The organism is Proteus sp. G2618, from assembly GCF_009915995.1.
In the GTDB taxonomy this organism is placed as follows: domain Bacteria; phylum Pseudomonadota; class Gammaproteobacteria; order Enterobacterales; family Enterobacteriaceae; genus Proteus; species Proteus terrae.
The window spans coordinates 1-23729 of record NZ_JAABNI010000026.1; the positions used below are offsets into that span (position 1 = coordinate 1).

At 39.0% G+C, this 23729-nt stretch carries 24 protein-coding genes; 22 read left to right on the forward strand and 2 right to left on the reverse strand.

Going from position 1 to position 23729, the window contains the following annotated elements:
* The 7 genes from tnpA to GWJ01_RS16570 form a co-directional block, all read left to right on the forward strand.
* The coding region (tnpA, locus tag GWJ01_RS16540; RefSeq protein ID WP_161710604.1) for an IS200/IS605 family transposase at positions 1-303 on the forward strand (303 nt) is incomplete at its 5' end.
* 742 nt (positions 304-1045) lie between these two features.
* Positions 1046-2494, forward strand: coding sequence for a sensor histidine kinase (locus GWJ01_RS16545; RefSeq protein ID WP_161711343.1), 1449 nt, complete (start codon positions 1046-1048; stop codon positions 2492-2494).
* Positions 2494-3537 carry a two-component system QseEF-associated lipoprotein QseG gene (gene qseG, locus GWJ01_RS16550; RefSeq protein ID WP_234566150.1) on the forward strand — a complete coding sequence of 348 codons (1044 nt, stop codon included), beginning with the start codon at positions 2494-2496 and terminating at the stop codon, positions 3535-3537. Before GWJ01_RS16545 ends, qseG begins: the two co-directional genes overlap by 1 nt.
* Positions 3538-3548: 11 nt before the next feature.
* Positions 3549-4886 (forward strand): two-component system response regulator GlrR, encoded by a 1338-nt coding sequence (gene glrR / locus GWJ01_RS16555; RefSeq protein ID WP_023581612.1) that lies wholly within the window; start codon positions 3549-3551, stop codon positions 4884-4886.
* A gap of 73 nt (positions 4887-4959) precedes the next feature.
* On the forward strand, positions 4960-6576 hold the full coding sequence (locus tag GWJ01_RS16560) for an NAD+ synthase (protein ID WP_109392984.1): 1617 nt from the start codon (positions 4960-4962) through the stop codon (positions 6574-6576).
* Between the two features lie 15 nt (positions 6577-6591).
* Positions 6592-6930 (forward strand): nitrogen regulatory protein P-II, encoded by a 339-nt coding sequence (glnB, locus tag GWJ01_RS16565; RefSeq protein ID WP_109392985.1) that lies wholly within the window; start codon positions 6592-6594, stop codon positions 6928-6930.
* A 267-nt stretch (positions 6931-7197) separates the two neighbouring features.
* Positions 7198-7845 (forward strand): hypothetical protein, encoded by a 648-nt coding sequence (locus tag GWJ01_RS16570; RefSeq protein ID WP_109392986.1) that lies wholly within the window; start codon positions 7198-7200, stop codon positions 7843-7845.
* Between the two features lie 89 nt (positions 7846-7934).
* Here GWJ01_RS16570 and hmpA read toward each other — a convergent pair whose 3' ends face one another.
* Entirely contained in the window at positions 7935-9134 is a 1200-nt protein-coding gene (gene hmpA, locus GWJ01_RS16575; protein ID WP_109392987.1) for an NO-inducible flavohemoprotein, read from the reverse strand.
* 366 nt (positions 9135-9500) lie between these two features.
* Between hmpA and glyA the strand changes: the two genes are divergently transcribed.
* From glyA to GWJ01_RS16595, 4 genes are all read left to right on the forward strand, one after another.
* Positions 9501-10754 (forward strand): serine hydroxymethyltransferase, encoded by a 1254-nt coding sequence (glyA, locus tag GWJ01_RS16580; RefSeq protein WP_109392988.1) that lies wholly within the window; start codon positions 9501-9503, stop codon positions 10752-10754.
* Between the two features lie 92 nt (positions 10755-10846).
* Positions 10847-12001, forward strand: a complete 1155-nt coding sequence (locus tag GWJ01_RS16585; RefSeq protein ID WP_167394832.1) for a 3-phenylpropionate MFS transporter — start codon at positions 10847-10849, stop codon at positions 11999-12001.
* 168 nt (positions 12002-12169) lie between these two features.
* Positions 12170-13438, forward strand: coding sequence for a M24 family metallopeptidase (locus GWJ01_RS16590; RefSeq protein ID WP_109401904.1), 1269 nt, complete (start codon positions 12170-12172; stop codon positions 13436-13438).
* Between the two features lie 26 nt (positions 13439-13464).
* Positions 13465-14136, forward strand: coding sequence for a CerR family C-terminal domain-containing protein (locus GWJ01_RS16595; protein ID WP_161711344.1), 672 nt, complete (start codon positions 13465-13467; stop codon positions 14134-14136).
* Between the two features lie 64 nt (positions 14137-14200).
* Here GWJ01_RS16595 and suhB read toward each other — a convergent pair whose 3' ends face one another.
* A complete protein-coding gene (suhB, locus tag GWJ01_RS16600; protein WP_161711345.1) occupies positions 14201-15004 on the reverse strand; it encodes an inositol-1-monophosphatase in 804 nt (267 codons plus the stop codon).
* Positions 15005-15128: 124 nt separating this feature from the next.
* On the opposite strand from suhB, the gene trmJ reads away from it, so the two are divergent.
* From trmJ to GWJ01_RS16655, 11 genes are all read left to right on the forward strand, one after another.
* Complete coding sequence (trmJ, locus tag GWJ01_RS16605; protein WP_088495051.1) at positions 15129-15857, forward strand: tRNA (cytosine(32)/uridine(32)-2'-O)-methyltransferase TrmJ; 729 nt, start codon at positions 15129-15131, stop codon at positions 15855-15857.
* A gap of 131 nt (positions 15858-15988) precedes the next feature.
* Positions 15989-16483: a Fe-S cluster assembly transcriptional regulator IscR gene (iscR, locus tag GWJ01_RS16610; protein ID WP_006533450.1), complete on the forward strand. Its 495-nt coding sequence runs from the start codon at positions 15989-15991 to the stop codon at positions 16481-16483.
* Between the two features lie 68 nt (positions 16484-16551).
* The gene (locus GWJ01_RS16615) at positions 16552-17766 is read left to right on the forward strand and encodes an IscS subfamily cysteine desulfurase (protein ID WP_072063243.1); all 1215 of its coding nucleotides are present in this window, start codon (positions 16552-16554) and stop codon (positions 17764-17766) included.
* Between the two features lie 24 nt (positions 17767-17790).
* Complete coding sequence (iscU, locus tag GWJ01_RS16620; RefSeq protein WP_023581622.1) at positions 17791-18177, forward strand: Fe-S cluster assembly scaffold IscU; 387 nt, start codon at positions 17791-17793, stop codon at positions 18175-18177.
* Between the two features lie 89 nt (positions 18178-18266).
* Positions 18267-18590: an iron-sulfur cluster assembly protein IscA gene (gene iscA / locus GWJ01_RS16625; protein WP_006533446.1), complete on the forward strand. Its 324-nt coding sequence runs from the start codon at positions 18267-18269 to the stop codon at positions 18588-18590.
* Positions 18591-18638: 48 nt separating this feature from the next.
* On the forward strand, positions 18639-19160 hold the full coding sequence (gene hscB / locus GWJ01_RS16630) for a co-chaperone HscB (RefSeq protein ID WP_109392991.1): 522 nt from the start codon (positions 18639-18641) through the stop codon (positions 19158-19160).
* Between the two features lie 11 nt (positions 19161-19171).
* Entirely contained in the window at positions 19172-21022 is a 1851-nt protein-coding gene (gene hscA / locus GWJ01_RS16635; protein ID WP_109392992.1) for a Fe-S protein assembly chaperone HscA, read from the forward strand.
* A 2-nt stretch (positions 21023-21024) separates the two neighbouring features.
* Positions 21025-21360: an ISC system 2Fe-2S type ferredoxin gene (gene fdx / locus GWJ01_RS16640; protein WP_006533442.1), complete on the forward strand. Its 336-nt coding sequence runs from the start codon at positions 21025-21027 to the stop codon at positions 21358-21360.
* A gap of 15 nt (positions 21361-21375) precedes the next feature.
* On the forward strand, positions 21376-21570 hold the full coding sequence (gene iscX, locus GWJ01_RS16645; protein ID WP_006533441.1) for a Fe-S cluster assembly protein IscX: 195 nt from the start codon (positions 21376-21378) through the stop codon (positions 21568-21570).
* A 273-nt stretch (positions 21571-21843) separates the two neighbouring features.
* Positions 21844-23139: an aminopeptidase PepB gene (pepB, locus tag GWJ01_RS16650; protein ID WP_109392993.1), complete on the forward strand. Its 1296-nt coding sequence runs from the start codon at positions 21844-21846 to the stop codon at positions 23137-23139.
* Between the two features lie 27 nt (positions 23140-23166).
* Positions 23167-23592 (forward strand): enhanced serine sensitivity protein SseB C-terminal domain-containing protein, encoded by a 426-nt coding sequence (locus tag GWJ01_RS16655; protein ID WP_098942299.1) that lies wholly within the window; start codon positions 23167-23169, stop codon positions 23590-23592.
* Positions 23593-23729 lie beyond the last annotated feature (137 nt).

Sequence of the window (23729 nt, forward strand, 5' to 3'; positions counted from 1 at the left end):
GAAATAATCGAAGGGCACCTTATGCCAGATCATGTTCATATGTTAGTGAGTATTCCACCGAAGATATGCGTATCAAGCTTCATGGGATATTTGAAAGATAAAAGTTCGTTGATGATCTTTGATAGACATGCCAATCTCAAATATAAATTTGGCAACAGAAAGTTTTGGGCGGAAGGGTTCTATGTCACAACAGTTGGACTCAATGAAGCCACAATTCAAAAGTATATCAGAGAGCAAGAAAAGTCGAATTTAATCTCGGATAAATTGAGCAATAAAGAATATGAAAACCCCTTCAAGGGGTAAGCCAAAGTAGCAAAGACACTGAGCTTGAACGAAGAGAAAGCAGCGTCATTTAGGCGCAGTCGGTAACAAGCCCTTATAGGGCAAGAGCAAACCACCCGTTTTACGGGTGGTTATGATTGATAATAAAAGAATTATTTTTTGTTGTGTAAAAAAGACGACACCTATTGTTTTTGGTGTCTCTTTTTGGCGACATTTAATTAATTGAAATATAAGTAATTATTAAATTTAGGGTAACTCTGTCTGGATATGGAGACAGCTTGGTTGTTTTATAACTAGATAAAAAAGAGCTATAAATAAAATATTAGATGTGTGTTTTTATTTTTTGTTATTTTTCAATTTGTTAGATTTGTTTTTTAAAAGTTGGCACGCCTTGTGCATTATATAAATCAGTTGCTCATTCAACTTTTTATGTCGGTCCACAATATGGGTGGGAACATACCACATAAGCCAGGAATGACGCCAGAGTAAGGTGCCTACCGTCCAACATCATGATACTCGTCTTCGGACCTTATCAAACACAGGGCGACACGTGGAGTGAGGCACCACCTTCATTCTCTTTTAGAGAAAAAAGAGATGAAATATTGACGAGCGGAATATCTCAATAAGATATTCCGCTCTCCCACTTCTAGAGCCTGTCAAATTTCCTCGTCTGTGTTTGTTCTCTATGCCTGATTTTCCCAATGTCGGACTTTTTTCTTGTTATCAAGTCATGTAGCATCGCATTACTCTAATAGGTGTTGAGATGATTTCATTGAAAAAGTGGCGTATTTTCCCTCGTTCTTTAAGACAGCTCGTGATAATGGCATTTTGGATGGTGCTATTACCTTTGCTTGTACTTGCTTATCAGGCTTATCAAAGTCTTGATCAACTAAGTAATCAGGCGGCTATTACTAATAAAAATGCACTTGCAGATACTGAACGTAGTGAAGTGATGCGAAATCTAGCGATTGAAATGGAAGGAAACTATCGTCGATATTGTGTTTTACGGGATAAAACCGATGATGATATGTATCAGCAACGCTACCAGCAATACACCAAACTCTTCTCGACATTACAACAAACCATTATTTCTCTTTCTGCCTCTAAAGAAGCGAATGTGCTTAATACTTCTCTTGAAAAATTAAAATCCATTCAATGCGAAAGTAGCGAACCAACAAAAGAGATGCAACAAGCCCTAGAACAGTTCTCTTATGCCAATAACCGTATTGTTGTATTAACTAAAGAGATTATTTTTAGCCGTGGCGAACAACTCCAGATGGCAATCGCTGAGAAAGGGCGCTATTTCGGTTGGCAAAGTCTTATCGTTTTTGTTTTTAGCCTGATCCTCATTGCGTTATTTACTCGAATGATTATTGGCCCTGTTAAAGGGATCGAAAAGATGATTAATCGATTAGGTGAAGGTCGAACACTTAGTAATAATTTAGATACTTTCCAAGGGCCACGAGAACTACGTTCATTAGCACAACGTATTATTTGGTTAAGTGAGCGTTTAGCATGGCTTGAATCGCAACGTCATGAATTTTTGCGTCATATTTCTCATGAGTTGAAAACACCGTTAGCCAGTATGCGAGAAGGTACGGAATTATTAGCTGATGAAGTTGCGGGCCCTTTAACTCTTGATCAAAAAGAAGTCGTTTCAATTCTCGATAATAGCAGTAAGCAGTTACAGTTATTAATTGAACAACTACTTGATTATAATCGTAAACTATCTGAAGTTCCTCAACAAATCGAAGAGATTAATTTGACTCAATTAGTGAATGATGTGGTGTTAGCCCACAGTTTACCTGCGAGAGCTAAAGATATTAAAACGATAATTTCGCTTAATCTAACCACTTGTCGAGCAGAAGCAACATTATTATCACGAGTTATCGACAATCTCTACTCGAATGCGGTGCACTATGGTGCTGAATCAGGTAATATCTGGATCTCCAGTTATCAAGTTGAACAGAAAATAGTTATTGATATAGCCAATAAAGGAACACCTATTCCTGAATCTGAACAAAAAATGATTTTTGAACCCTTTTTCCAAGGGTCTTTGCTACGCAAAGGAGCTGTAAAAGGAAGTGGTTTAGGTTTAAGTATTGCTCATGACTGCATCAAGAGAATGGAAGGTGAATTAAGTGTTGTTCCTTCTGACTATGCCGATGTCTGTTTTCGTATTGAATTACCGCTACTTTCTGAGATTAAATAATGCATATCAGGTCACAAAAACAAGCATCTCCTCATCATGAGTATAAAAAAATAAATAAGAAGATGCTTGGTATTGAATTGTTATCTATGGCCCCTGCATCAGCTAGAAAAATCGCATTAAATTGGAAGCAGTGTTTCTTGTTTATTATGTTTCCACTGGTCCTTTCTGGGTGTACACCAAAGTCGCTAACGGAGGCACAAGATCCAGAGCCAGAAATCCCCGTTGTTAAACAAAAAACGATTGATTATCGTTGGGCTGAATGTAAAACATTAAGCTCATTTTATGATGAAGGCATCAATAACGCACTTTATTGGTTACGAGCCATTGAATGTACAAACCGCATAATGACGACGGAAGCACAACGCCAAGCAAACAGTGTTGTTGTTACTGGGTGGGATGATGCATTTTATAAAAGTATTTTATTAGAGCGTGCTGGAATGACGATTGCCGATCGTCGAACACAATTAGTGTTATTAGAAAGCTATAAATTACAATTTCCGAGTTCTGTGCGAGTTCTATTATCGACATGGATTGAGAACCAAACGCTCATTCTCTCTTTAGCGGAAGAAAAGAATCGTTATCGTCGTTTAACTACAGAAACAGATAATAAAATTGATGCGCTAAGAAAAGAGAATAATGCATTACAGCATGAACTAAGTATTACACTGAAAAAGCTTGAAAGCCTTACCCAAATTGAACGGCAGTTATCGAATAGAAAACAGAGTGGCTCTGTTGATTCGCTATCGCAAAATGAAGATTTAGCGGAAAGTGCAACAGCAGCATCTGCGGAAACAGAAAAAGTGAATGCAAATAAACCTGTTACCGAAAAAACTATTACTGAAAAACCAATTGTTGAAAAACCTGTTTCGACGCAATCGATAACAGAGAAGCCAAAGGGTGAGGAAAAACAACCTTCTGCGACAGCGGTTAAACCAGAGCCTTCAAAACCAGAATCTACGAAATCCGAGGCGATAAAACCAGAGCCAGTCAAAACTAACACTGACACACAAAGCTCAAAACCGACTGAAGCAGGATCTAAATAAGGAGAATGTGCATGGCTGGCCATAAATCAGCAAATCTTTTACTTGTCGATGACGATCCTGGGTTATTAAAATTACTTGGTATGCGATTAACAAGTGAAGGTTTCCATATCTTCACTGCTGAAAGTGGACAAGAAGCACTAAAACTTCTCTTAAAAGAAAAAATAGACCTTGTTATCAGTGATCTCCGAATGGATGAAATGGACGGTATGGCGCTGTTTGCTGAGATACAACGCCAACAGCCCGGTATGCCGGTGATCATTCTCACAGCACATGGCTCTATTCCTGATGCCGTGGCTGCAACGCAGCAAGGTGTATTTAGCTTCTTAACTAAACCTGTTGATAGAGACGCACTTTATAAAGCGATTGATGAAGCGCTGGAACTTGTAACTATTGTTTCAGATGAAGAGTGGTCAAAAGATATCGTGACACGTAGCCCACAAATGCTACGTTTATTAGAGCAAGCAAAGCTAGTTGCTCAATCTGATGTCAGCGTGCTTATTAATGGTCAAAGTGGTACAGGTAAAGAAGTCCTTGCTCAAGCCATTCATCGCGCAAGCCCTAGGGCGAAAAAACCCTTTATTGCCATTAACTGTGGTGCCTTACCTGAGCAACTTTTAGAATCTGAACTATTTGGTCATGCGAAAGGTGCTTTTACAGGAGCAGTGAGTAGTCGTGAAGGATTATTTCAGGCAGCCGAAGGTGGCACACTATTTTTAGATGAAATTGGCGACATGCCAATGGCATTGCAAGTTAAATTATTGCGTGTTTTACAAGAGCGAAAAGTTCGCCCATTAGGCAGTAATCGCGATATTGATATTGATGTACGTATCCTTTCTGCAACACATCGTGATTTACCTAAAGCGATGGAACGTAATGAATTTCGTGAAGATCTGTTCTATCGTTTAAATGTGGTTAATTTACGTATTCCTACATTAAGTGAGAGAGCTGAAGATATTCCTATTCTTGCTAATCATTTATTGAGAGAGTCTGCTAAACGCCATAAACCTTTTGTTCGAAGCTTTTCAACTGATGCGATGAAATGCTTAATGACAGCAAGTTGGCCGGGTAATGTGCGTCAATTGGTTAACGTTATTGAGCAATGTGTTGCGTTAACAACAGCCCCTGTGATTAGTGAAGCGCTTGTAACACAGGCCTTACAAGGTGAAAATACGGCTCTGCCCACATTTGCAGAAGCAAGAGGACATTTTGAAATGACCTATTTGAGAAAGCTTTTGCAAATGACAAAAGGCAATGTGACTCAAGCTGCACGTATGGCTGGGCGCAATCGAACTGAGTTTTATAAATTGTTATCTCGTCATGAGCTAGATGCGAATGATTTTAAAGAATAACCTTTGCAGATAACGAATATATTTTTAAACTAACTTTCTTTTTATGCGGAAGATAGCGGAGAGACTAATATTTATGAGTCGAAAACTAAAACTCGCCATGGCTCAACTTAATTGGGTTGTTGGTGATATTGAAGGTAACTGCGAACGCATGTTATCTACCGTTAAAGCACAAGAAGAGGCCGATCTGGTCATGTTTTCTGAGCTGGCTTTATGCGGTTACTCTCCTGAAGATCTGCTATTTCGTCCTGATTTCCAACAGCGTTGTGAAACACAACTTACGCGTTTAGAACAAGCAAGCAAAAAAATAGCGATTGTTGTTGGACATCCTTGGTGGCAAAACGGCAAAATTTATAACGCACTTTCATTTTTCTATAAAGGTGAATTACAAGCGCGTTATTTCAAACAGCAATTACCTAATTATGGTGTGTTTGATGAGAAGCGTTATTTCCAACAAGGAAATGAGCGTTGTGTGGTACCGTTTAAAGGTTATCACCTAGGTTTGTTAATTTGTGAAGATATCTGGATCAATGAACCTATTGATGCATTAAAACAAGCGGGTGCTGATCTCGTTCTATCTATTAATGCTTCACCTTATAATCGTGAAAAACCTCATGTTCGTACACAGCTAATTAAAGAACATTGCCAAAGAACACACCTTCCAGTGATCTATCTTAACCAAATTGGTGGTCAGGATGAGTTGGTATTTGATGGTTGTTCAAAAGTATTTGATGAACGGGGGGCTATTACACATCGTTTAGCTGCATTTGATGAACAGACTGCTATTGTTGAATTCGACGAATTAAACATTATTCCAATGGCAGATCCTGCTCCGGAACTTTCACCTTTAGCACAAGTTTATCAAGCATTAGTGCTTGCAACACGTGATTACGTCACTAAGAACGGTTTTAAAGGGGCAATTCTAGGGTTATCTGGTGGTATTGATTCTGGGTTAACCGTTGCTATCGCAGCTGATGCCTTAGGCAAAGAGAGTGTTCAGGCTGTTATGATGCCATTTCGTTATACTTCAGAAATGAGTATTCATGACGCTAAAGAACAAGCCGATTTATTAGGTGTTGAGTTTGATACGGTTTCTATTGAACCTATGTTTGATGCTTTCATGGCGCAGCTTGCACCTATGTTTAAAGATACTGCCGCAGATACTACAGAAGAAAATCTACAAGCACGTTGCCGCGCTGTTATTTTAATGGCAATGTCGAATAAACGCCGTCGTTTAGTGTTAACTACAAGCAATAAAAGCGAATCAGCTGTGGGTTATTCCACATTGTATGGTGATATGGCTGGTGGTTTTGATGTACTAAAAGATGTGCCTAAAACATTGGTTTTTGAGCTTTCTAAATATCGTAATACGCTTTCGCCGGCTATTCCTCAACGCGTTATTGATAGACCGCCATCAGCAGAACTTGCACCGGGACAAACAGACCAAGATAATTTGCCTCCTTATGATATTTTGGATGCGATCCTTGAGGGCTATGTTGAGCAAGATAAATCTGTATCTGATTTAGTTGAGGCTGGATTTGATGAAGCGACAGTCCGTAAAGTGATAAAATTAGTCGATATTAATGAATACAAGCGACGTCAAGCCCCTGTTGGGCCACGTATTACAAGTCGTAATTTTGGTAAAGATCGCAGATACCCAATTACAAGCGGTTTTGGTCGCCACAACTGGTAATAGCAGGATAATACGATGAAAAAAATTGAAGCGATAATTAAGCCGTTTAAATTAGATGATGTAAGAGAAGCACTCGGCGAAGTGGGTATCACGGGAATGACCGTAACAGAAGTAAAAGGTTTTGGTCGTCAAAAAGGGCATACTGAACTTTACCGTGGTGCGGAATACATGGTCGATTTTTTACCTAAAGTAAAAATTGAAATTGTTGTTGCTGACGAAATTGTTGAAACCTGTGTAGATACAATTATGACAACAGCACAAACAGGTAAAATTGGTGACGGTAAGATTTTTGTTTTTGATGTGAATCGTGTTATTCGTATTCGTACTGGCGAGCAAGACGAAGAAGCTATTTAATTATTGTTCAAACTTAAGCTAAATAGTTACATTATTTATTTTTATTAAAGCCTGATATTTTTTAATCAAAATATCGGGCTTTTTCATTTTATTGCGCATAATTAATTTTTTTATGTTTTACCTAAAATGCTATTTATATCTTATGCAAGTCTATTGATGATTATTAACAATTTATTTTACTATTTTTTATAAATTTTAAGGCACAAAATGTTATTCAATAACTTTTAAGTAAAGTTATTATCATCGACATTAAAAAATTATTAAGGTATGGGCAAAATAATGTTTAATTATTTATTAAAGCGTCTTGCTTTATTTTTATGTGCAGCAGTGTTAATCGCCATCACTACGGGGTTTATTTTTCTTGATATTTTGGTTTTTGATAATGGTATTTCTGAAACGTCAGTAACTGAATTAGGTCAAGAAATCATCGTCGCCATTATTTGCTTATTCTTTTTTATTAAAGCATGTCAAAACAGTGAACAACGGGGAGCGTTCACGCTTATTATGGGCTTTTTCTTGTGTATTTTAATTCGTGAGTTAGATGGCGTTTTTGATCAGATTGCTCACGGTTCTTGGGTTTGGTTTGCTCTAACGGTGACATTTATTTGTATTGCTATCGCAATTAGAGAAGGTAAGAGAACGTTAAAAGGCTTAATTCACTTTATTACTCATCCAAGCCATGGGATGTTAGTTGCTGGCCTATTATGTGTTTTACTGTTCTCTCGTCTATTTGGTATGGGAATACTTTGGCATAAATTATTGGGTGAGGATTATAATCGCGCCGTTAAAAATATGGTGGAAGAGGGCAGTGAACTATTTGGTTATACGCTCTGTTTAGTTAGTGTTATTTGGTACGGTTTTTCTGCTAAAGATCATGTTATTCCTGCTGCGATTGAAAATAAATATCGATCATAAGAAGGCAGTGAAATAACCAAGAAAAGCGCTGATAAATATAATCAGCGCTTTTTTGTTTAATTTAAAATTGAACGTTAATGAAGGTATTTTTATTGTAAGTCTTGTGTAATAACAGCATGAGGACCAAAACATTCATAATGAAGTTTTTCACTATTAATACCTAGTTCAATAAGTTGTTTAGCAATAGATTGCATAAAAGGTAAGGGGCCACAAAAATAGAAATGCATATCAGGAATCGTTAGCCAATCTTCAACTTGTTTTAATGTCATTAAGCCTTCGAATTGATAATCTTTATTTTGTACATCTTCAGTGCGTGGCACGCGATACCATATCGCTTGTTGGTAGTGTGAAAGTTGATTGCCAGCTTGATTAACTTCATCTTTAAACGCATGGACACCACCATGTTCAGCCGCATGTAACCAATTAATATTAGCTTGATGAGCTGAAAGCGTGTGCAACATAGACAGCATTGGTGTTAAACCCACACCTGCTGAAATTAAAGTTACTGGTGTTGTTGGTGATATATCTAAATAGAAATCGCCCCCTGGTGCGGCAACTTGTAAAGTATCACCTTCTTGAATATGGTCATGAAGAAAATTCGATAAAATACCTTTCTCTTCGCGTTTTACTGCAATGCGATAGGTTTTATTATTTGAGGATTGAGTTAATGAATATTGACGTATTTCTTGATTTTCAAGACGCTCATGACGGATATAAAGGCTTAAATATTGGCCGGATCGATAAGGAGTAACAGCGAGTCCATCTTCAGGCTCTAATTCAAAACTGGTAATGACATCACTTTGTTTTATTTTATGTTTAACTTTAAAGTTCCGTAATCCTCTCCAACCCCCGTTTGTTTGTTCTTTTTGCTGATAAATTTGCTCTTCACGATTGATAAAGACATCTGCCAATACTTGATAAGCGGCACCCCAAGCATCTAATACTTCTTGCCCAGGACTAAACATCTCATCAATTGTTGCTAATAAATTTTCACCAACGATGGGATAGTGCTCAGGAAGAATATTTAAACTGACATGTTTTTGTGCAATTTTCTCAACGGCAGGCAATATAGTGGCTAAGTTTTCAATATTCGTCGCATAAGCGCAAATCGCATTAAATAGGGCTTCGCGTTGTGCACCACTGCTTTGATGGCTCATGGTGAAAATATCTTTTAATTCTGGATGGCGAGAGAACATTCGGTCATAAAAGTGGGCGGTTAATGCAGGGCCTGTTTTAGCAATGAGGGGAATGGTCGATTTAATTGTCGCGATAGTTTGTGCATCTAACATAATTGCTCCTGAAAAATTTTCAGTTTATTGTGAATTTTTATAAATTGTATTTTATATGCAACTTATCTCTTTTTGATTATTTTGTAAATCCCTGATTTTATTTTTTAACAAAAAATCTCAATTCTTAGCGAATGATGCGGGGTGTTTGCAAAATAAGGCGAGATGTGCCTCAAAAAGGGAAATAAGCACAGGATAAAATGAGGTTGTTAAAAAGTAATAATATGCTGTTATAGTTGGATGGCAAACGATTGCGTATTTTTTCATTAGGGGCTATCTCAATGAAGAAAAAGAGTTTACACTGTATGCCATTCTTTCTCCCGCATGGGAGTTTGTCTTTAGTGAAGTTAGCTGAGTCAGGAGATGTGAATGTTAAAACGTGAAATGAATATTGCTGATTACGATCCAGAATTATGGAATGCAATGGAAGGTGAAGTGACTCGTCAAGAAGAGCACATCGAACTTATTGCTTCTGAAAACTATACCAGTCCTCGTGTTATGCAGGCGCAGGGATCTCAGCTGACAAATAAATATGCTGAAGGCTATCCGGGTAAACGTTACTATGGCGGTTGTGAGTATGTGGATGTTGTAGAGCAACTGGCTATCGATCGTGCAAAAGAATTATTTGGTGCAGATTACGCTAACGTACAGCCTCACTCAGGCTCTCAAGCGAATGCGGCTGTCTATATGGCATTGTTAAAACCAGGTGATACCGTTTTAGGTATGAACTTAGCACAAGGTGGTCACTTAACTCATGGTTCACCAGTTAACTTCTCTGGTAAACTGTATAATATCGTACCTTACGGTATTGATGAATCAGGTAAAATTGATTACGAAGACATCGCTATTCAAGCTAAAAAACATCAACCAAAAATGATCATTGGCGGATTCTCTGCTTATTCTGGTATGGTTGACTGGGCTAAAATGCGCGAAATCGCAGACAGTATTGGTGCATTCTTATTTGTTGATATGGCACACGTTGCGGGTATGGTTGCAGCAGGTGTTTATCCTAACCCTGTTCCTCATGCACATGTTGTTACAACAACAACCCATAAAACCTTAGCAGGTCCACGAGGTGGTCTTATCCTTGCTAAAGGTGGCGATGAAGAGTTTTATAAAAAACTGAACTCTGCTGTATTCCCAGGCTCTCAAGGTGGCCCTTTAATGCATGTTATTGCAGGTAAAGCGGTTGCATTAAAAGAAGCTATGGAGCCAGGATTTAAAGTTTATCAGCAACAAGTTGCTAAAAACTCGAAAGCAATGGTAGAAGTTTTCTTAGATCGCGGTTATAAAGTAGTGTCTGGCGGAACTGAAAACCACCTGTTTTTATTAGATTTAGTTGATAAAGATATTACAGGTAAAGATGCAGATGCTGCACTGGGTCGTGCAAATATCACTGTTAACAAAAACAGCGTACCAAATGATCCACGTAGCCCATTTGTAACTTCTGGGGTTCGTATCGGTTCTCCAGCGATTACACGTCGTGGTTTTAAAGAAGCGGAAGCTCGTGAATTAGCCGGTTGGATGTGTGATGTCCTTGATAATATCAATGATGAAGCGAACATTGAGAAAGTGAAACAAAAAGTCTTGGATATCTGCGCTAAATTTCCAGTTTACGCATAAGTTTGTAACGATATAATAAAACCCGTTGTACAAGCCCGCTTCGAGAACTTGTTCTTGGCGGGTTTTTTTGCATCTTAAAAATGGGGGATTGGATGGTTATTCCATCAACATTGTGGCTTGCCTTAGATTATTTTACCTATTTCTTTTCATACGGCATCTTTTTACCCTTTTGGTCCATATGGCTAAAAGGAGAGGGCGTCGATCCGGCAATGATAGGTCTGTTATTAGGTGTAGGTTTAACCGCACGTTTTGTTGGTAGCCTAATTTTAACGCCTGCGGTAAAGGATCCGTCAAAACTTATCACTGCATTGAGGTTGTTTGCTTTTCTCTCATTACTTTTTACTGTTGCATTTATGATGGGTAGCCATTGGGCATGGTTATTCTTTGTGATGACAGGATTTAACGTTTTCTTTTCACCGATGGTGCCTTTAGGGGATTCTCTAGCTGGAACGTGGCAAAAACAGTTTCCTTTAGACTATGGGAAAATCCGCGTTTGGGGCTCAATTGCTTTTATTATTAGCTCATCATTGCTAGGTGTTTTAATTGATGTTTTTGGGCATCCCATTATTCTTTATGGATTGATTGCCAGTACTTTTGCACTATTTCTAACATCTATGCTCCGCCCTAAAGTTATGCCACAGGGTAAAGTAAAAAAAGCAGAACACAGCAATGTATCCTTTATGAAACTCATTTCAGATGGACCAGTTTGGCGTTTTCTGTTGTGTGTCTCTTTACTGCAAGGTGCGCACGCTGCTTATTATGGTTTTAGTGCACTTTATTGGGAAAAAGCAGGGTATGACACCGCAACAATCGGCTATCTTTGGTCATTAGGTGTGGTTTCAGAGGTGGTTGTTTTTATGTTGAGCCACCGCTTATTCCGTCGCTGGAGCGCAAGAAATCTGCTCTTACTTTCCGCTTTTGCTGGGCTTCTACGTTGGGGATTAATGGGGAGTTTTACCGCATTACCCGCGCTTATTGTTGTTCAAATCTTACATAGTGGTACGTTTACGGTGTGCCATTTAGCGGCAATGCGCTTTATTAGCGCACGTCAAGAGCACGAAATTATTCGTCTACAAGCGGTATATTCGGCTTTAGCGATGGGCGGAAGTATTGCGATCATGACTATTGTCTCTGGTTGGTTGTATGAAAAACTTCCTAATCAAGAGTCGTTGATCTTCTGGTTAATGGCAGCATTAACGATCCCTGCTATGTTTATTAGACCAAGAGTACAACCTCAAAATACCTAATTCCTCTATTTCATAAAAATTAAGATCTGTAATGTTCTTTGATATTACAGATCTTTTTCTTTTCTCCTTTAAAATGCGCATTTTTTGATCAAGCAAATAATTGACCATTCTAAATATTAGGTTTAGATTTAATTCATTCAAATGAATGAATATGGAAAAGGTATTATTATGAGCAATAAATCGGTGATCCCAGCCAGTTTTTCTTTACAAGAAAGAGACAGACGCTGGCAGTTAGCTAGAGATATTATGAAAGATAATCAGTTAGATACATTGATTGTCTATGGTGATAGAGAATCCGCCGCACCAGCGCCATTTTGTATTGACCACTATTTTACAAATGACCGACTAGGGTCGGTTGTTATTTTTCATGAAGATAAAAAACCATTGATAGTCACTTTTGCACCAATGATGATCGCTGATCACATGCAGGCAAAACTACGTGGTGATTTACAGTGGATTGATGAAAACAATCTTGTTGTAGGAAAAACAGGGCGTAATATTGCTCAATTACTGAAAGAAATGGGGGTGCAACAAAATGCACATATTGGTGTTATTGGCTTAGAGCCTTATCCTCCATTCTATTTTGATGGTGCAATGCCATTTAATACTCTAAACGGTATTAAGGATGCATTCCCTTATGCGAAATTTAGCTGTGTTTATCGTGATTTCTTTAAACGTGCATCCGTTAAAAGTGAAGAAGAACTGACATATGTAAGATATGCTGCTGCTATTGGTGAAGCAATGAGTGAAGCAATGCGCGTCACAACCAGACCAGGGGCGACAGAAGCCGATCTTGCGGCAGCTATTACTGCAACTTGCTTATCCAGAGGTGGGTTTACGGCTGAAATTCTAATGGGATCAGGCTCTGAATATATCGGTTGGGGTCCTCCAGCTTGGCAATATCGCTCACAAGCACCACGTGAAATTCAAATGGGCGACATTGTATTATCAGAAATTTTCGCTTTATATGGAATGTATGAAACACAACACCAAGCCGCTGTTGCAGTGGGTAAAATTCATGAGAATTTAGAAAAAGCCGCTTTGGTTGCTCGAGAATGTTATGAAATAGGTGTTGAGCATTTAAAAGCGGGCGTTACTTTTGGTGAAGTGGTTGATTTAATGGAAAAACCATTATTACAATCAGGAGGATGGCATGTGCATCCACTTATCCATAGCATCAATCCTTATGGACCTATTGGTTTTGGTACTGCTCCGGGTATCGAATCATTACCATTGGCGAGTCGTTATAAACAAATTGAACGATTACCAAATCCAGGTCGAGAGCTTGTATTACAAGAAGGTATGACGTTTGCGTTTGAGCCTAACTGTGGCTTTGGTCATCACTTATGTAACTTAGGTGGTACGGTTGTAGTTGGTAAAAGTAAAGGGATTGAGTTAAATTCAAACTCAACACAATTAATGCGGGCTGATTTATAAGCCTAATAATAAATAGTTAATAAATAATGAAAAACACCAGTAAAACCGCGATAAGTACAGAACAGACTCAAGAAAAGTTAGTACAAGAAGGTATTAAGCTTTTTGCACTACATGGAATTAGTGGGTTGAGAACGAGACAACTTGCGCAGGATGCTGGTGTTAATCAATCAGCAATTCCTTATCATTTTGGTGGAAAACTAGGCGTTTATACCGCCGTTATTCAATATATTGCGACAGAATTAGCGTCAGAAATTCATTTTGACCAATTTGATAATAAGCTTCAGTTTTTATTAAAAGAAAATAAGTTAGATCGTGAATTACTTGCTTCTCTGATCTCTTTATTAGTCACGGGATTAACGCGCGCTTTATTAGCACCTGAACGTCATTATTACAGTCAGTTGATTTTACGTGAGCAATTGGAACCGACTGAAAATTATGAGTTGATTTATCATAACTTAATTGAGCCTTTTCATTTGCGGCTCTCTCATCTCATCGAATTAATCGATAAAAAGAGTGATACATTAACTACTACTATTCGTGCTCATGCAGTTATTGGGCAAATACTTGGGTTTGTGATCGCAAGAAAAGCATTTTTATTACGTATTGATAAACAAGAAATGACATCGCAATTATTAGATAAAATAGCCCAAGAAATTAGCCAATTATCAGTAAATGCACTATTAACGATAAATCAGTAGGCAATAAAAAAGACCATAATATTATGGTCTTTTTCTCTTATATTTTTTATTCGTATCAACGAAATTAACGTTTTAATGCGTCTGTCAATTCACTACGAATTTCAGCTAATAGTGCTCTGACAACGCGTGGGTTACCTGCAACGATATTACCTGTTTGTAGGTAGCCATGATTACCAGTAAAGTCAGAAACGATAGCACCTGCTTCACGAGCGATTAATTCGCCACCTAAGAAATCCCAAGGTTTTAAGCCAATCTCAAAGAAACCATCAACACGGCCTGCTGCAACATAAGCTAAATCTAAAGCCGCTGAACCTGTGCGACGGAAATCAGCACAAGGTACAAACAGTTTGCCTAACATATTCATGTAAGCGGCTGAATGTTGCTTACTTTTGAATGGGAAACCAGTCGCAAGAACAGCACTATCTAAATCGCGAGCGTTAGAGCCACGTAGACGATAACCATTTAACTGCGCACCTTGACCACGAACAGCTGAGAATAATTCGTTACGCATAGGATCGTAAACAACAGCCACTTCAGTACGGCCTTTAATGCGTACAGCAATAGAAACAGAGAAGTGTGGAAGACGTTTGATGAAGTTAGTAGTGCCATCAAGTGGATCAATAACCCATTGTATGTCGTGATCTTCACCGAGTAACTCGCCACTTTCTTCCGTAATGATGGTGTGTTTTGGATAAGATTTACGGATGATTTCAATGATTGCTTGTTCCGCGTCACGGTCAACGTTAGTGACAAAATCATTGGTACCTTTCTGATTAGTTTCTACAGATTCAGGGTTTTCGTAATTTTTGGCGATTAAATTACCAGCCTTACGTGCGGCACGTATGGCAATATTCAGCATCGGATGCATGGTTATCTTCCACAAGATGTTAAAGAACGGGGATAAAAAACGTGCGAGAGTATAACAGGCATTCGTGTTTCTGGCTACAATTGTGATAAAATAGATGGATCACAAAGCAATTAACAAGAAATCAATGTTAGAAAATATTCGCATCATCCTTGTAGAAACCTCGCATACAGGCAATATGGGCTCTACAGCTCGTGCTATGAAAACCATGGGATTAACCAATCTTTATTTTGTTAATCCAAAAGAAAAACCAGATTCACATTCTATTGCCCTATCTGCAGGTGCAAGTGATGTTATTGGCAATGCACATATTGTTAATAGTATCGATGAAGCGATTGAAGGCTGTGGTTTAGTCATAGGAACAAGTGCCCGTAGCCGTACACTTTCTTGGCCAATGCTTGCACCTCGTGAATGTGGTGAACGTTGTGTTATGGAAGCTAAAAATAAGCCTGTTGCTGTTATTTTTGGTCGCGAGCGCACGGGCTTAACCAATGAAGAATTACAAAAATGTGATTTTCATCTATATGTTCCGACTAATCCAGAATATGGTTCTTTAAATTTAGCAATGGCAGTTCAGCTTGTTAGTTATGAAATTCGTATGGCAGCACTTGCCCAAGAAGAAAAACAAGAGGAAAATAGCCCATCAGAGATTGATTATCCACCAGCAGACGATATAGAACGTTTTTACGTTCACTTAGAGCAGGTGCTTAATGAATCTGGCTTTATTCGTCCTAAACATCCGGGACAAGTGATGAGCCGTTTACGCCGTCTATTTACGCGTGCACGTCCAGAAACACAAGAGCTTCATATCTTACGTGGTATCCTAACGTCAGTTGAGAAATGGGCTAAGAAATAGAGGGCAAAGTTGATTAACTTAAGTCAACTTTTGGCTGAGTATAATACTTGACTAAAACACTCGGATAAATAGTTGACTAAATTACTCGGGAATGACACAATTTGATTATTGTTCACCACGGAGTATTTGTTATGAGACTGACATCAAAAGGGCGTTACGCAGTTACTGCAATGCTTGATGTTGCATTGCATTCACAGCAAGGCCCTGTCCCCCTCGCTGATATTTCAGAGCGTCAAGGGATTTCCCTTTCTTATCTTGAGCAGCTTTTCTCACGTTTGCGCAAAAATGAATTAGTCGCAAGTGTTCGTGGTCCTGGAGGCGGTTATTTATTAGGCCGTGATGCAGGGCAAATTTTTGTTGCTCAAGTTATTTCTGCGGTTGATGAATCTGTCGATGCTACCCGTTGTCAGGGTAACAAAGAAGGTTGTCAAGGTGGCGATCGTTGCCTGACTCATACTTTGTGGCGTGATTTAAGTGATCGTATAACCAGTTTCCTAAGCAGTATCAGCCTTGAAGAGTTAGTTAATAACGAAGAGGTTATGGATGTCGCCGATCGTCAAGACAATGAAAAACGCCATGCTATCAATGGCCGTTTACAAGAAACCATTGTTAATATGCGAGTTTAACGGCGCTCTCTAGGTAGGCAAAAACAAAATTATTAAAGAAGATCCGTCGTCTTTGGAGTTAGTGAGCAATGAAATTACCCATTTATCTAGATTATTCAGCAACCACTCCTGTTGATCCACGAGTTGCTGAAAAAATGATGCAATGCCTGACTATTGATGGCATTTTTGGTAACCCAGCCTCTCGTTCACACCGTTTTGGTTGGCAAGCAGAAGAAGCTATTGATATTGCACGTAATCAGATCGCTGATTTAATCGGTGCAGATCCTCGTGAAATCGTATTCACATCAGGCGCGACTGAAGCTGATAACCTCGCACTAAAAGGTGTTGCTAACTTTTACCAGAAAAAAGGTAAGCACATCATCACTTCTAAAACCGAACATAAAGCCATTTTAGACACTTGTCGTCAACTTGAGCGTGAAGGTTTTGAAGTCACTTATTTAGCACCAAAAAGTGATGGTCTGATTGACCTGAAAGAGCTTGAAGAAGCGATGCGTGAAGATACTATTTTAGTTTCTATCATGCATGTAAATAACGAAATTGGTGTTGTACAAGATATTGCTGCTATCGGTGAATTATGCCGTAGCAAAGGTATTATTTACCACGTAGACGCAACACAAAGTGTTGGTAAATTACCGATTGATCTTTCTAAGTTAAAAGTTGATTTACTTTCTCTTTCTGCACATAAAGTTTACGGTCCTATGGGTATCGGTGCACTTTATGTTCGTCGTAAACCACGTATTCGTTTAGAAGCACAAATGCATGGTGGCGGACATGAGCGTGGTATGCGTTCAGGCACATTAGCCGTTCACCAAATTGTGGGCATGGGCGAAGCTTACCGTATTTTGAAAGAAGAAATGGCTGATGAAACTAAACGCTTAAACGAACTACGTTTACGTTTATGGAATGGCATTAAAGATATCGAAGAAGTTTATATCAACGGTTCTTTAGAACACACTGCGCCAAACATTCTTAATGTGAGCTTCAACTATGTTGAAGGTGAATCATTAATGATGGCACTGAAAGATCTTGCTGTCTCTTCAGGCTCAGCCTGTACTTCAGCAAGTTTAGAACCTTCTTATGTACTGCGTGCGTTAGGTTTAACTGATGAACTTGCACACAGTTCTATTCGCTTCTCACTGGGTCGTTTCACCACAGAAGAAGAAATAGATTATGCAATTGAACAAATACACAGTGCGATTGGTCGCTTACGTGATCTTTCTCCACTTTGGGATATGCATAAACAAGGTGTTGATATCAACAGTATCGAATGGTCTCACCATTAATCAGACGTTTTCAGGAGTTAAATCATGGCTTATAGCGATAAAGTAATTGATCATTATGAAAACCCTCGTAATGTGGGATCATTTGATAATAATGACCCTACTGTAGGGAGTGGTATGGTTGGCGCACCTGCTTGTGGTGACGTTATGAAACTGCAAATCAAAGTTGACGATAATGGCGTAATTGAAGATGCGCGTTTTAAAACTTATGGTTGTGGTTCCGCAATTGCATCAAGTTCACTGGTAACAGAATGGATGAAAGGCAAAACATTAGATGAAGCCGAATCTATTAAGAACACAGCAATTGCAGAAGAATTAGAATTACCACCAGTGAAAATTCACTGTTCAATTCTTGCAGAAGATGCAATAAAAGCAGCGATTGCAGACTATAAAAGCAAACGCCAAGGCAAGTAATTGTCTTTTATAATAAAAAAATAAAATATTGGCGGATGCTGAAACTTTTTTTCAGTATCCGCTTTCGTTCTTTATGAGTGAGGTGTGCCATGTCAATTTCCCTTACAGAATCCGCCGCTAATCGTGTTCGCTCTTTCCTGTCTAACCGTGGAAAAGGTGAAGGTTTACGTTTAGGCGTAAGAACATCCGGTTGTTCTGGAATGGCTTATGTTCTTGAGTTTGCTGATGTCATCAATGACGAAGATACTGTTTTTGAAGACAAAGGTGTGAAAGTTATCGTTGATGGTAAAAGCATGGTCTATTTAGATGGAACAGAGCTTGATTTCGTCAAAGAAGGATTAAACGAAGGCTTTAAATTTAACAACCCAAATGTATCGAATGAGTGTGGTTGTGGTGAAAGCTTCACTGTGTAATTTGTGTTAAAACACAGTATTAACGTTAATTAATCCAAGAGTAGATGTATGGACTATTTCACACTATTAGGCATGCCTAATCGTTTCGATATTGATAAACAGCAACTTGCTACACGTTATCAAGATATGCAGCGTCAATATCACCCAGATCGTTTTGCAGGTCAGTCTGAAAAAGAACAGGCTCAAGCAATCTCGCTTGCTTCAACCATCAATCAGGCTTATCAGACCTTAAAAAATCCACTCTCAAGAGCTGAATACATGCTCTCATTACACGGTATCGATATTGCTAATGAGCAACAAACGATGCACGATACTGCTTTTTTAATGGAGCAACTCACATTACGTGAAGAGCTGGATAACATCGAACATAGTGCTGAAGCCGAAAGTTTGTTAACCGACTTTTCTGCGCGTTTAGAAAAAATGTACATAGTACGCCATGATGAAATGGTTAAAACGCTAGAGGATCAAACTTGGGATGTTGCTGCAGATAATGTGAGAAAATTACGTTTTCTCGCGAAATTAAAAGAGCAAGTAGAACAACTTGAAGAACGCTTGTTTGATGGTTTTTAAGGGAAATAGTTATGTCATTATTACAAATTAGTGAACCCGGTCAAACGCCTGCACCGCATCAACGCCGGCTCGCAGCGGGTATTGATTTAGGTACGACACACTCATTAGTTGCCACTGTGCGTAGTGGGCAAGCCGAAGCGCTTTCTGACAGCGAAGGTCGCTATTTATTGCCATCTGTCGTGCAGTATCAAGTTGATAATATCAATGTTGGCTGGAATGCTAAAAAAGAAGCAGAAAAAGATCCTGCAAACACGATAAGCTCAATTAAAAGAATGGTGGGTCGCTCACTGAGTGATGTGACAAGCCGTTACCCAAATCTTCCTTATCATTTTCATGAAAATGACAATGGTTTACCACTGATCAAAACAGCGGCAGGTATCGTTGATCCTATTCAAGTCTCTTCTGACATCTTAAAAACATTGGCTGAGCGTGCAACGCAATCATTAGGTGGAGAACTTGATGGTGTAGTTGTCACAGTACCTGCTTATTTCGATGATGCTCAACGTCAAGGCACAAAAGAAGCCGCTCGCCGCGCTGGTTTGCATGTTTTACGTTTATTAAACGAACCTACAGCAGCCGCTATTGCTTATGGCCTAGATTCAGGAAAAGAAGGCACCATCGTTGTTTATGACTTAGGTGGTGGTACTTTTGATATCTCTGTTCTTCGTTTAACTAAAGGTGTTTTTGAAGTCTTAGCGACTGGCGGTGATACTGCGTTAGGTGGCGATGATTTTGATATGATGCTGGCAGATTGGATAAGAGAACGTGCCGGTTTTGGACATCAGAAAGACGCTGTATTACAACGTCAATTACTGGATGTTGCATCAGAAACTAAAATTGCACTGAGTGATAACGATGTTGCAGATATCAACATTAATGGATGGAAAGGTGAGATCACGCGTGCTGAGTTTGAATCATTAATTCAATCATTAGTGAAGCGTACACTATTATCTGTTCGCCGGGCCTTAAAAGACGCAGATGTCGAAATAGATGAAGTTTTAGAAGTGGTTATGGTTGGTGGTTCAACGCGTGTACCATTGGTTCGTCAAATGGTTGGTGATTATTTTAAACGTGAACCTTTAACCTCTATCGATCCAGATAAAGTGGTTGCCATTGGTGCTTCAATCCAAGCTGATATTTTGGTGGGTAATAAACCTGATAGCGAAATGCTATTACTGGATGTTATTCCTCTTTCTCTTGGTCTTGAAACAATGGGGGGATTAGTTGAGAAAGTGATCCCTCGCAATACCACTATTCCTGTTGCTAGAGCGCAGGAGTTTACGACATTCAAAGATGGTCAAACCGCAATGAGTGTTCACGTCGTTCAAGGTGAGCGTGAAATGGTGAGCGATTGCCGTTCTCTTGCTCGTTTTACACTACGTGGAATTCCGCCAATGGCTGCTGGTGGCGCACATATTCGTGTCACATTCCAAGTTGATGCTGATGGCTTACTCAGTGTTAGTGCAATGGAAAAATCAACGGGTGTTGAAGCCTCAGTACAGGTCAAGCCTTCTTATGGTCTTAGTGATACTGAAATCGCTAAGATGATCCAATCTTCGATGGAAAATGCCCAAGAAGATTTACAAGCTCGTCGTTTAGCCGAGCAAAAAGTCGAAGCAGCTCGTGTGTTAGAAAGTTTAACCGCAGCATTAGAAGAAGATGCTCATCTGTTAAATGAAGATGAGAAAATGGCTATCGACAAAGTTGTAGATACCTTAATAGAGAGCGTTGAAGGAACAGATCCTGTTGCTATTGAAAACGCGATTAAACTACTGGATAAGCAAACTCAGGATTTTGCAGCGCGTCGTATGGATTCATCTATTCGACAAGCGTTGGCAGGTCATTCTGTGGATGAGATATAACTATGCCTAAAATTGTATTTTTACCCCATAGCACACTGTGCCCTGAAGGTGCTGTTGTTGACGCAACAGAAGGTGAGTCTATTCTAGATGTCGCATTACGCAATGGTATCGAGATTGAACATGCTTGTGAAATGTCTTGTGCATGTACAACTTGTCACTGTGTAGTGCGTGAAGGTTTTGATTCACTCGAAGAGAGCTCTGAGCTTGAAGACGACATGTTAGATAAAGCATGGGGTTTAGAGCCAGAAAGTCGCTTAAGCTGCCAAGCAAAAGTGACTGACGAAGATTTAGTTGTTGAGATCCCTAAATATTCGATTAACCACGCAAGAGAGCATTAATTTTAGGAGTCGAGTATGAAATGGAGTGACACGCGTGAAATAGGGGAAGCGTTATTTGATCTTTACCCTGACACTGATCCTAAAACAGTACGCTTTACTGATATGCATCAGTGGATTTGTGATTTAGAAGATTTTGATGATGATCCACAGAAATCTAATGAAAAAATTCTTGAGGCTATTTTACTTGTTTGGCTTGATGAATTTGAATAATTGACGACATCGTAAATTTAAAAGACTGGCTTATTGCCGGTCTTTTTGCATTATGACCTTTTACCTTGTCACTGATTTAAAAATAACCATAAAGTTGGTAGTAGAGATATTTTGTTATGCGATCTTCTTCGAGGAATATCATGTAAATACGGAAGATCACTGGATGATAATGGTGACCTCTTGGTTTTTGCAGTAAATTGATCACGCTAAACGCTAAATATCTGGTAGTCTGAATAGGTTAACTGCCACCAGTAATAATAAGTGAGACAATAAATGAATAAACAAATTATGCCTATCATGCTGTCAAATGAACCAGCTGCTGCATGTTGGGGTGAAAAAGCACTAATTAGCACTAGCGAAACCGGCATGACAATCCACTTAACGGAGGAAAACCGTTTAGGCGCTATTCAGCGTGGTGGACGTAAAGTTGATGGTCAAGGCATTCGTAATGTTGCACTTGTTGGCGACGGCTGGGATTTAGAACGTAGTTGGGCTTTCTGGTTAGGTTTTAGGGCACCTAAAGGCGCTCGTTCAATCGAATGGCCACAATTAAATGATGCAGATAAACACGAACTAGAATCACGTATTCGCATTGTTGATTGGGTTAGAGATACTATCAATACACCTGCTGAAGAATTAGGACCAGAACAACTAGCACAACGTACAGTTGATCTTTTCTGTGGTCTTGATAAAGAAGATATTAGCTATAAGATCACCAAAGGTGTTGATCTACGCGATCAAAACTATGCAGGTATCTATACAGTAGGTCGCGGTTCTTCTCGTGATCCAGTCTATTTAGCGTTAGATTTCAATCCAACCAAAGATAGCAATGCCCCTGTATTTGCTTGCTTAGTCGGTAAAGGTATTACTTTTGACTCAGGTGGTTATAGCATCAAACCTTCATCATCCATGAATTCAATGAAAGCTGATATGGGTGGTGCAGCAACGTTAGCGGGTGCTTTGGCATTAGCGGTTACTCGTGGTTTAAATAAGCGCGTAAAATTACTTCTCTGTATTGCAGATAACATGGTTAGCGGTAATGCCTTTAAATTAGGTGATATTATCCGTTACCGTAATGGTAAATCAGTTGAAATCATGAATACCGATGCTGAAGGCCGTTTAGTTTTAGCGGATGGTTTAATTGATGCAAGCAATATTGCACCAGAATTGATTATCGATGCAGCAACATTAACAGGTGCTGCTAAAGTTGCAGTAGGTAATGATTACCACTCTGTATTGAGCTTTGATGATAAATTGGCAGCAGAGTTACTGACTAGTGCTGAACAAGAAAATGAATTGTTCTGGCGTCTACCATTAGCGGATTTCCATCGTAGCCAATTACCTTCTAGTTTTGCTGATTTAAACAATATCGCTGCACCTTCTCATACTGCGGGTGCAAGTACAGCCGCTGCATTCTTATCGCACTTTGTAACTAACTACAAAAAAGGTTGGGTTCATATCGATTGTTCTGCAACGTACAGAAAATCTTCTGTAGAGCAATGGGCAGCAGGCGCGACGGGTTACGGTGTGCGTTCTATCGCGAATCTGTTATTAGCAAAAGCAAAATAATAAACGTTATTTGATTTGGAGTTTGTAATGGGTGTATCTGAACAATTTGAGACACAAGAAATTGTTTCTGTTGAAGGTTCTTCTTTAAAGTTAAGCGTTCTAGAACCACAACCTGAAAAATTAACAACCGCACTTAGCGAGTTCTTTGGTGAGCATAAACCGATCCGCCGTGCCTTTATTGTTAATGCTCAGGAGCAAGATAATGAAGAGTCGTTTTATCTTATTGGTTTAGAGATAACAGGTGAAGAAGAGGTGATTGCACAGATACTCCCACAAGCGGCTGAATCAGCTTTTGAATATTTAGAAGAAGGGCAATCTCTAGATTTTTGCTTTGTGGATAAAGATGAAAAAGGTGTAAGTCATTTTATGATCCACCACGTATCACCTTTTTATCAACGCAAACTTGGGGGATTCTTAAGAAAAGGTATCCCAATAGTTAATCTGGATAGTTAATTTAGCCCTCTAAATTTAGGCGATATCTCATCAGATATCGCTTTTTTTATCCTATAATAGAGAATTGACTAAATTAGCAAATTGTTTGCATTTTTATATAATGCTTTGTTTTAGATAAACTTTGTTTTTAAAGTAAA